A 9,801-nucleotide genomic window follows, 5' to 3' on the forward strand; every position below is an offset into this window, starting at 1 on the left:
GCCCCCGCAAGCCATCGTCATGTCCGCCGTGACGGCGTCGATCTGCGCGCTGGCGGCCCACGCCGCCGCGCATCTCGGGCAGGGCCGGGTCGCGCTGGACTGGCTCGACCGCGTCGACGTGATCGGACAGACCAACGCGTCGGGCCGGTTCGACGCGGATGTGCTGACCGCGTCGATCGGGCCGGCCGACATCCCGCTGCTGGTCGCCGACCTCGCCTATGTGCGCGGGATGGTGCACCGCCAGCTGCGGGAGGAGGACAAGGCCCAGGTCTGGCTGTCGAAGGCGACCATCAACGGCGTCCTGACCGACCCCGCCAAGGAGGCATTGGCCGACCCCAACCTGCACCTGGTCGTCACCGACGAGGAATCCATCGCCAGCCGCACCGATCGGTGGGACGCGTCGACGGCCAAGAGCCGCGACGAGCTCCACGACGACGCAACCGCCGAGCGGCGCGCCGAGCTGCTCGCCGAGGGCCGCGCGCTGCTGGCCAAGCAGGTCGGGCTGGCTGCGGTCAAGCAGGCCGTGTCCGCGCTCGAAGACCAGCTCGAAGTGCGCATGATGCGCCTCGAGCACGGGCTGCCGGTCGAGGGGCAGACCAACCACATGCTGCTGGTCGGGCCTCCCGGCACCGGTAAGACCACCACCGCCGAGGCGCTGGGCAAGATCTACGCAGGCATGGGCATCGTGCGCCACCCCGAGATCCGGGAGGTGCGTCGCTCGGACTTCTGCGGGCACTTCATCGGTGAGTCGGGGCCCAAGACCAACGAGCTGATCGAAAAGTCGCTGGGCCGAATCATTTTCATGGACGAGTTCTATTCGCTGATCGAACGCCACCAGGACGGCACGCCGGACATGATCGGCATGGAGGCCGTCAACCAGCTCCTGGTCGCGCTGGAGGCGCACCGCTTCGACTTCTGTTTCATCGGTGCGGGTTACGAGGACCAGGTGGACGAATTCCTCACCGTGAACCCGGGTTTGGCCGGCCGGTTCAACCGCAAGCTGCGGTTCGAGTCCTATTCCCCGGCCGAGATCGTCGAGATCGGGCAGCGCTATGCCGCGCCGCGCGCCAGCATGCTCGACGACGAGGCGCGGGCGACTTTCCTGGACGCGGCCACCACCATTCGCAACTACACGACGCCCGGCGGGCGGCACGGCATCGACGCCATGCAGAACGGCCGGTTCGCCCGCAACGTGATCGAACGCGCGGAGGGTTTCCGCGACACCCGCGTGGTCGCGCAGAAGCGTGCGGGCCAACCGGTGACGGTCGAGGATCTGCAGATCATCACCGCCCCCGACATCGAGGCCGCGGTGCGAAGCGTGTGTTCGGACAACCGTGACATGGCGGCCATCGTCTGGTAATCGGCGCCGCCGCAAAAAGCGTCCTGGACTTGGCCCCGGAAGCTTAGGATGCTCGCAGGCCCGCGGCCAACGAGTGCAGCCGCCGCGGTGAAGCGATTGGAGTGTCCCGCGGTGCACCGTATCTTCGGAATCACGGTGGCGCTCATGTTCGTAGTGCTCACCGCGCCACCCGCGGCCGCGGTCGCCCCACCCTCGATAGACCCGGGCGCGGTGCCGCCGGATGCGACGGGGCCCGACCAGCCCCTGGAGCAGCGCCGCGTCTGCCGGGCGCCATTGGCGTTGCCGGGCACCAACTTTCACGATCCACCGTGGGCCAACGCCTACCTGGGCGTCGGCCCGGCGCAGAGGTTCGCCACCGGTGCAGGCGTGACGGTGGCCGTGATCGACACCGGTGTGGACGGCTCGCCGCGGGTTCCGGCGGAACCGGGGGGCGACTTCGTGGTGCCCGGCGGCGACGGCCTCTCCGATTGCGATGCCCACGGGACGCTCACGGCGTCCCTCATCGCCGGCCGGCCCTCGCTCACCGACGGCTTCGTCGGCGTCGCGCCCGACGCGCGGCTGATCTCGGTGCGCCAGACGTCGGAGGCCTTCGAGCCGAAGGACAACCAGGCCGACCAGAACGACCCCAACGCGTCACCGGCGGCCGGCTCCGTCCGCAGCCTGGCCCGCGCGGTGGTGCACGCGGCCAACCTGGGCGCCGGCGTCATCAACATCAGCGAAGCGGCCTGCTTCAAGGTGCACAAACCGGTCGACGAGTCCACGCTGGGCGCGGCGCTCAACTACGCCGTGAACGTCAAGGGCGCCGTCGTCATCGTCGCGGCAGGCAACACCGGTGGTGATTGCTCGCAGAACCCGCCGCCCGACCCGTCCATGCCCAACGACCCCCGCGGCTGGGAACAGGTGCAGACCATCGTCACGCCGGCGTGGTACGCACCGCTGGTGCTGGCGATCGGGGGGGTCGGCAAGAACGGGGCGCCGAGCCCGTTCTCCATGCACGGGCCCTGGGTGGGCGCCGCGGCGCCGGCGGAGGACATCGTCGCCCTCGGTGACAACGGTGAGCCGGTGGACGCGTTGCCCGGCAAGGACGGTCCGGTGCCGATCGCCGGGACCTCCTTCGCCGCGGCCTACGTCTCCGGAGTGGCGGCGCTGCTCCGGCAGCGGTTTCCCGACCTTCCCCCGGCCCAGATCATCAACCGGATCACGGCCACGGCGCGGCACCCGGGCGGCGGCGCCGACGACGTGGTGGGCGCGGGCATCGTCGATGCCGTCGCCGCCCTGACGTGGGACCTCCCCGCTGGCCCCGCGAACGCCCCGTCGGTGAAACGGATCCAGCCCCCGGTGCCGGTGCCGGGACCCGACCACGGGCCGATCACCGTCGTGGCGTTGGGCATCGTCGGCCTGACCCTGGCCCTGGGGCTCGCCGCCCTGGCCGGACGAGCGCTGCGGCGGCGGTGACGACGATGAAATCGCTGCGCCTGAAGTTCAGCACCACGTACGCGCTGTGGGTGGCTGTGCTGGCCCCGCCCTGCATCCTGCTGTTCCTGAAGACGCGCTACGTGTGGGCGGGTCCGGCCCTGGTGGCGGTGGCGGTGCTGCTGGCGCTGATCACTTTCCGGGGGCGGCGGTTGCTCGGCTGGGTCGCGGCCTTCTTCGCGTGGCTCGTGCGGCGGCGCCGGCCCCTGCTCGCGCCGTCGGAACCCGTCGTGGGGGCCACCGTCCAGCCGGGGGATCACGTCGCCGTGCGCTGGAAAGGCAAGGTTCTGGTCGCGGTCATCGAGCTGATCGCGCGCCCGTTCACCCCAACCGTCATCGTCGACGGCAAGGCGCATACCGACGACGTGGTGGACACCCGGTTACTGGAGCAGTTGTTGTCGGTGCACTGTCCCGACCTGGAGGCGGACGTCGTCTCGGCGGGCCACCGCGTCGCCAGGACCGCGGCGGCGGACGTGGTCGACCTGTACGAGCAGGCGATCGGGGCCGACCCGGCACCGGCCCACCGCCGGACGTGGATCATCGTGCGCGCCGACCCCCGCCGCGCCCGGAAGTCGGCCGGGCGGCGCGACGCCGGTGTCGCCGGCCTGGTCCGGTACCTCGTCGCTTCGACGACGCGGATCGCCGACGAACTTTCCCGCCACGGGGTAGACGCCGTATGCGGGCGCAGCTTCGACGACTTCGACCGCGCGACAGACATCGGTTTCGAACGGGAGAAGTGGTCGACGATCAAGGGGCGCAACAGCTTCACCACCGCGTACACCGTGCCCGGCGGCCCGGACGTGTGGTGGTCGGCACCCGCCGACCACACCACCACCCGGGTCCGGGTCGCGCCCGGGGTCGCACCCGAGTCCACGGTGCTGCTCACGACACGGGACAAGCCGAAGAAGCGGCGGGGATTCGCCAGGGTGGCTGGCGGCCAGCGCGCCGCGCTGCAGGCACAGATCCTCGTCTCCGACCGCCACCATCAGCTGCCGATCGGATCGGCGGGGGTGCTGGTCGGCGAGACGGCGAGCCACTACCCGGTCTATCTGCCGTTCGACGACGTCGACACGAGCGTCAACCTGGGGGACGCCAGGGTCTTCACCCAGTTCGTCCTGCGGGCGGCGGCCGCGGGCGGGACCGTCACGCTGGGACCGCACTTCCGCCCGTTCGCCGAGCTCGTCGGCGCGCACATCGGGCCGGAGGCGAAGGTGGCGTGGCCGAACGCGACGAGCTATCTCGGCCGTCACCCCGGGGTCGACCGGGTCACGTTGCGCCACAACATGGTCAGCACCCCCCGGCATCGGCAGCTGCCGATCCTGCCCGTCTCGCCGCCCGGGGAGGGCCGCTACGAGCAGGCCTTGCCCGGTGCCGGCAGGACGGCTTCCTGAGCCCCGCTCGGCGGCCACCTTCGACGCGCGCGATCGGCGACGGCGCCCTAGACTCGAGCCCGGTTGTGGACCGAGGGCGGCGGCCCACGCGGCAAGACTCGACCGAGGTTAAGGACCTTGTTCCATGAGCACACTTCCCATCAGCCCGGACGCGCACCCACAGGTCGCGCAGGCGCTCGAGCAGCTGCAACAGTTCAGTTCGGCCCTCGAGTCCCAGATGCGGCGGACGCACACCCAATCCTTCAGCGCCACAGACGAAGCCGAGACGGTCGAAGTGACCATCAACGGGCAGCGTTGCCTTGTCGGCCTGGACATCGAGGCCGGCCTGCTGCGCCTCGGCGCCCACACGGTGCAGCAACGCATCAACGAGGCGCTGGAGAAGGCGCAGGTTGGCGCCTCGACGGCTCTGCAGGCGCAGCAGGCGCAGCTGTTCGCCTCGCTGACCGAGCTCGCCGGTTCGCTGCAGCACACCGTCGGCTTGATCTGAACCGAACCGCGGCCACGAACGCGGGCCCGCTCCCGCCCGGGCGGGATACGGTCAGGGCGTGCAGCTTTTCGTCGTCGGTCCGCCCAGATCCGGGATAACGATCGTCACCCAGTTCCTCAATGACCACGAGGACATCAAGATCTTCGACGAGATCGATCTGATCCAGGTCGGTCGATACGGCGACTCGATGATCGGCACGCTTCAGGCATTTCTCCTCGAGCGTGGCGTCTACGACGACTACCGGGTTCGAGCCGCCGAATCATCCGACCCCGCCGGCGCGCTCACGGCCGTGATGACCGAGCTCGCCCGCCCCCACACCATCTGGGGCGAAAAGAACCCGCGGTACGCGACCCAACTCGGTGCGCTCAGGCGGTGCTTTCCGGACGCCGTGGTGGTCTTCGTCCTTCGGGACCCGCGTGAAGTGGTCAATTCCTGCCTGGTGCACCGAGATTCACCGCTGCGGGCGCCCACCGATTTCTGGATCAAGGACACCGTGGCGGAAGCCCTGGCCCTGGTGGACGGTTGCCTAGAGCCGCTGAGGGCCGGCGGGGCCGACCTTGCCGTCGTGCGCTACGAGGCCTTCACGGCGCAGCCGAAGGCGACGCTCGACGCCGCGCTCGGCGGGTGGGGCCTGACGTTTTCCGACGCGGACCCCACGCTCGCCCATCCGGCGCCCGAGACGGCCGGGGAGCACCAATTCTTCCGGGCCGGCGCGCCCCTGCCCTGGAAGACCGGCAACATGTCCCCGCTACATCGGGCGCGATCCACCAGGGACCGGGTCGACCCCGACGACCCGGTCTGGTCTGAGGTGGACGCGCTCGCGCGGGAGTTCGGTTATGACTGAACGCGTCTGAGACCCGCGAGGCTCAGACAGAAAGTGCGATCCCGCCCGCCGGGGAGGGGCTAAGCTCTTTGTGGAATATGGTCGACTTTGGGCAAGATGTCAGCGCCGTCGGGCGGGGCCCGGAACCCGTCGGGCGTCGCTCGCCGAACGATCTGTTGCGGGCGCGGCATCCCGCGGTTTGTTTCGTTTCCAACATCGGGGACGCCCTGCTGACGCTGCCGACGCTGCGGGCGCTGGGCGAAATGTTCACCGCCCCGCTGACGCTCGTTTGCCCCAAGGTCGCCTTCGATCTGTGCTTCCGGGAGGTAAGCGACCGCCACGTCGACACCACGGGATTGCCGCTGACCGGGCCACGGCCCTCGTCGCCGTCATCGCGAGGAGCACGCGATTACGACGCCCTGGCTTCGGAGATCGGGCCGGTCGATCTGTTTATCGACACGTTGACGTGGAACTCGTTGTCCGGCATCGTCGTTCGGCCATTGGTGGAGCGGCTGGCCCCCACGACGACCATCGGTTTCCCGACCGACTACGCCTACGACTTCGTCATCGCCAGAGAGGCGTGCCACTCCGCGGACCTGATGTTCGAGCTGGCCCGTCTTTTCGATCCCTCGTTGCGCATCGAGTCCTATGCGGGTCCGTTGCCGTTTCCGGCGCCCGTGCTGGAGAGCGCGCGATCGATGCGCGCCGCCGTGCCCGCGGGAACCAAGGTGCTCGTCGTGCACGCCGACACCGACTGGGCCGAGAAACGGTGGCCCATCACCAGGTTCATCGATCTGCTGGACCGGTTCCTGGCGCTGCACCGTGACTATGTGGTCTGGGTCGTCGGGATGGGACACGAGGAACTCAACGTCGGCCGCGAGGGCGACCGCGTCTTCCCGCATCTCGGGCTACCGCTGGACCTGACGATGGCCATGGTCGCCAACGCGGACCTCTTCCTCGGGGTCGATTCGTCCATGCTGCATGCCGCCGATCTGGCGCGGGTTCCCGGCGTCGGCCTCTTCGGCCCGACGCGGGCCGCCACGTGGGGCTTCCGCTTCGGCCCGCACCGGCATGTCGACGCCCCGACCATGGCCGAGGTCACGGTCGGGGATGCGCTGGACGCGATGAACGACCTTGCCGACGAGCGGATTTAACCCGACGCAGGTCCGCCTCAACGGCGCTCCGCCCCGGCATCGGTGGGGCCGCCGCGATCGAGGCCCGCTCAAATTGGCGCTGCCCCACGGCTCCCGGGCGGTTTAAGCTCGGGCCAAGGATGGTGTCAGGTTGAGCGAATTCACGGTTCTCCAGGACGGGCACTCGGTACGAGTCCAGCCCGGCCTGCTGAATGATCTGCTGCGGGCGGAACGGCCCACGGTCTATTTCTCCACGCTCATCGGGGATTCGGTGCTGACGCTGCCCACGCTGCGGGCGCTGGGCGAGATGTTCGACGCCCCACTCACTTTGCTTTGCCCCAAAATCGCCTTCGACCTCTGCTTCCGCGAGGTCGAATCGCGTCTGGTGGACATCACGGGATCGCCCCCGGTGGGCCCGGCGCTGGGGCCGCCGTCGAACCGCGGCCTCGATTACGACACCCTGGCGGCGGAGATCGGCCCCGTCGACGTCTTCATCAACGCAGTGCCGTGGGATGTCCCGTCGAACGTTTTCGTTCGTCCCCTTCGGCAACGACTGGCGCCCACGACCAGCATCGGTTTTCCAACCGGAGACACCTACGACGTCGTGATCCCCAGGGACGTGCCGCACTCGGCCGACCTGACGTTCAAATTGGCGCGCCTGTTCGATCCGTCCGCCCGGATCGAGACGTATGCCCGGCCGGTGCCCATCCCACCCGCCGCCCAAGAGCAGGTTCGAGCCATCCGTGCCGCGCTGCCGCCGGGCGTCAAGGTGCTCGCCGTGCACGCCGACACCACCTGGGCCAAGAAGCGATGGCCGGTTACCAGGTTTGTCGACTTGCTGGACCGGTTCCTGGCGCGTCATCGCGATTTCGTGGCGTGGGTGGTCGGAATGGGGGACGAGGATCTCGATGTCGGTCGCGAGAGCGACCGCGTCTTTTCGCACCTCGGGTTGCCGCTCGACGTTGCGATGGGGATGGTCAGCGGCGCAGACCTTTTCGTCGGTGTCGACTCCTGCATGTTGCACGCCGCCGACCTGGCCCGGGTTCCCGGTGTGGGCCTCTTCAGCCCGACGCGGCCCGCGGTCTGGGGGTTCAGATTCGCGCCCCACCGGCACGTCTACGGAGGCAGCATGGCGGACATCACGGTGGACGAGGTGCTCGAGGCGATGGAAGGCCTCGTCGGTGCCTCGACGCCAGCCCGCAACGGCAGGCCTGCGGTGGCACCGCCCGAAACGCCCGAGGGTGAGCTCCTGTCAGCCGTGCGACGCTTCCACGACAGCGCCGTGTCATGGCACGGCGAGGAACCCCAAGGCTCCCCCGAGGGCGGCAGCGTCGCAACGACCGCGCTTCGCCTGCACACGATGAATTTCGGCCTGTGGCATCACGAAGACGCGGTTCGGCGTCCCGGCGTGGACGACCACGAGGTGGCCCGGATCAAGCGTCGCATCGACGACCTCAACGCGCGGCGCAACGCGGCCATCGAAGAGATCGACGCGACCCTGCTGGGCAGCCTCGGACCGAATCCGACCGCGCCGCTGCACACGGAGACGCCCGGAACGATCGTCGACCGGCTTTCCGTTCTCGCGCTGCGGATCTCGCACACCGCGCCGGCCGAGGATCCGGATTCTCGCCGTTCGGTCCTCGAAGAGCAGTACGACGACCTCTTCGGCGGCCTCGAGCGGTTCCTGACCGGCTTGCGCGCCGGCGAACTCCGATTCAAGGTGTACCGGCAGTTCAAGGCCGCCGGGCATCGCGGTTACTGCGACCTGTACGAGACCCGGCAGGCGTGACGGCTGTGCACCTCCGGTGCGCGCCATCGTCAATACGCCGCCGCTTCCCACCAGTCTTTCCAATTCAGGAAGGGGTCCCTGTGTTCCTCGTACTGGAGGTGCAGCGCTAGCGAGGGAATCGGCGTGAACAGCGCTACCTGCTCCCGCCAGATCTTATTGATGGTGGACGCCTCGAAAATATGATTGGCCTGGCCGTAGGGCGTGCTCGAATAACGTGCAAGCCGTTCGAAAAGCGCCCAGTTCCTGCGCAGCGTCTCGATTTCCACCCAGCACGTATTGGTGGTGTGCGTGTTCGTGCGCCAGTGCCTCCGGGTGCCGTACAGCACCCGCCAATTCTCTTGGCTGAAAATCATCCCCCAATAGTTCTTGGGATCGTCATACGGATGCAGCGCGACTTCTTGTCCGCCGAACTTCTCTCTGAACAACTCATGCGCCTCGACCATCTCCTGGATGGCCGACGCGGTGTGCAGGTAGTCGTCCTCGACCAGGTAGACGACATCGCGGCCGTCGTCGCGAGCGCGAGAGAACGACGTCAAGCAGGAGGCGTTGTAACCGCGCTCTTCGAGAGGGACGAATTCGACCCGTTGTTCGCACTTTTCGAGGATGCGGTGCAGCGTCGCGACCACATCCGGCGACGAGTGATCGTCGAAGACCCGCAGGATGACGTCGGCGTCGGCCCGGTTGATCGCCGTCACCAACGACTGCGTACAGCGCAACATGATCTCACTCTTGGGAGCGCCGACGTAGCGGTGCGCGCCGTGCACGCTCGAGTCGGAATGCGTCTGTAGATGGATGTCGAGTTGCATGATCGCGGGTAGCTTAACGCGGCCCGGCGCCGTCGCATTGTTCCTGAGCGGCTCTGAAAATTGTTAGTGTTGCGCGGTGAGTCTGCTCTGGTTCACGAACGCTCCCGATGCCGGGGTAATGCGATACCACTCCGAATTGGACTGGCGACGAAATTTCGTGGGCGAACTCAAAATGCGTCAGGTCACCGTCGTGCTCGACGTCGGTGCCAACTCGGGGCAATATGCCCAGGGCATTCGGGAAGCCGGCTACGCGGGCCGCATTGTTTCCCTCGAACCGCTCTCGACGCCATTCTCCGTGTTGGAAAGGTCGGCCGCCCTGGACCCGGCATGGGATTGCCGCCAGTGCGCCCTGGGTGATCGCGATGACACGGTGCCGATGAACGTCGCGGGCAACGCGGGGCAGAGCAGTTCGCTGCTTCCGATGCTGAAAGCTCATCGCGACGCGTTGCCGTCGGCGAACTACATCGGCACCGAGGAGGTGGCCCTCCGTCGACTCGATTCCCTGGCGCCCGAGCTCTTGCTGCCCGACGACGTGGCAT

General features: G+C 68.4%; 9 protein-coding genes. 8 read left to right on the forward strand and 1 reads right to left on the reverse strand.

The features are described 5' to 3' along the window. The 7 genes from eccA to A5691_RS02105 all read left to right on the forward strand — a co-directional run. Positions 1-1,360, forward strand: a 1,360-nt coding sequence (eccA, locus tag A5691_RS02075) for a type VII secretion AAA-ATPase EccA (protein WP_068266395.1), incomplete at its 5' end; no start/stop codon positions are given. 111 nt (positions 1,361-1,471) lie between these two features. Continuing rightward, positions 1,472-2,815, forward strand: a complete 1,344-nt coding sequence (mycP, locus tag A5691_RS02080) for a type VII secretion-associated serine protease mycosin (RefSeq protein ID WP_068019375.1) — start codon at positions 1,472-1,474, stop codon at positions 2,813-2,815. A 5-nt stretch (positions 2,816-2,820) separates the two neighbouring features. Further along, the gene (eccE, locus tag A5691_RS02085; RefSeq protein ID WP_068019383.1) at positions 2,821-4,224 is read left to right on the forward strand and encodes a type VII secretion protein EccE; all 1,404 of its coding nucleotides are present in this window, start codon (positions 2,821-2,823) and stop codon (positions 4,222-4,224) included. Positions 4,225-4,348: 124 nt separating this feature from the next. Then, positions 4,349-4,711: a YbaB/EbfC family nucleoid-associated protein gene (locus A5691_RS02090; RefSeq protein ID WP_067749602.1), complete on the forward strand. Its 363-nt coding sequence runs from the start codon at positions 4,349-4,351 to the stop codon at positions 4,709-4,711. A 58-nt stretch (positions 4,712-4,769) separates the two neighbouring features. Further along, positions 4,770-5,555, forward strand: a complete 786-nt coding sequence (locus A5691_RS02095) for a sulfotransferase (protein ID WP_068019377.1) — start codon at positions 4,770-4,772, stop codon at positions 5,553-5,555. 77 nt (positions 5,556-5,632) lie between these two features. Then, positions 5,633-6,688 carry a glycosyltransferase family 9 protein gene (locus A5691_RS02100; RefSeq protein WP_067749606.1) on the forward strand — a complete coding sequence of 352 codons (1,056 nt, stop codon included), beginning with the start codon at positions 5,633-5,635 and terminating at the stop codon, positions 6,686-6,688. A gap of 130 nt (positions 6,689-6,818) precedes the next feature. After that, a complete protein-coding gene (locus A5691_RS02105) occupies positions 6,819-8,456 on the forward strand; it encodes a DUF4254 domain-containing protein (RefSeq protein ID WP_067749608.1) in 1,638 nt (545 codons plus the stop codon). A 29-nt stretch (positions 8,457-8,485) separates the two neighbouring features. Here A5691_RS02105 and A5691_RS02110 read toward each other — a convergent pair whose 3' ends face one another. Then, the gene (locus A5691_RS02110; RefSeq protein ID WP_068019380.1) at positions 8,486-9,262 is read right to left on the reverse strand and encodes a glycosyltransferase; all 777 of its coding nucleotides are present in this window, start codon (positions 9,260-9,262) and stop codon (positions 8,486-8,488) included. Positions 9,263-9,380: 118 nt separating this feature from the next. Between A5691_RS02110 and A5691_RS02115 the strand changes: the two genes are divergently transcribed. Next, positions 9,381-9,801 (forward strand): FkbM family methyltransferase (locus A5691_RS02115; protein WP_156669931.1); only part of this gene is annotated, 421 nt, incomplete at its 3' end.

This window comes from Mycobacterium sp. E183, assembly GCF_001667735.1.
Taxonomy (GTDB): Bacteria; Actinomycetota; Actinomycetes; order Mycobacteriales; family Mycobacteriaceae; genus Mycobacterium.

Excerpts from the sequence above, each read along its gene's own strand:
- eccE (WP_068019383.1), top strand. The coding sequence starts at position 2,821 with ATGAAATCGCTGCGCCTGAAGTTCAGCACCACGTACGCGCTGTGGGTG.
- A5691_RS02090 (WP_067749602.1), top strand. The coding sequence starts at position 4,349 with ATGAGCACACTTCCCATCAGCCCGGACGCGCACCCACAGGTCGCGCAG.
- A5691_RS02100 (WP_067749606.1), top strand. The coding sequence starts at position 5,633 with ATGGTCGACTTTGGGCAAGATGTCAGCGCCGTCGGGCGGGGCCCGGAA.
- A5691_RS02110 (WP_068019380.1), bottom strand. The coding sequence starts at position 9,262 with ATGCAACTCGACATCCATCTACAGACGCATTCCGACTCGAGCGTGCAC.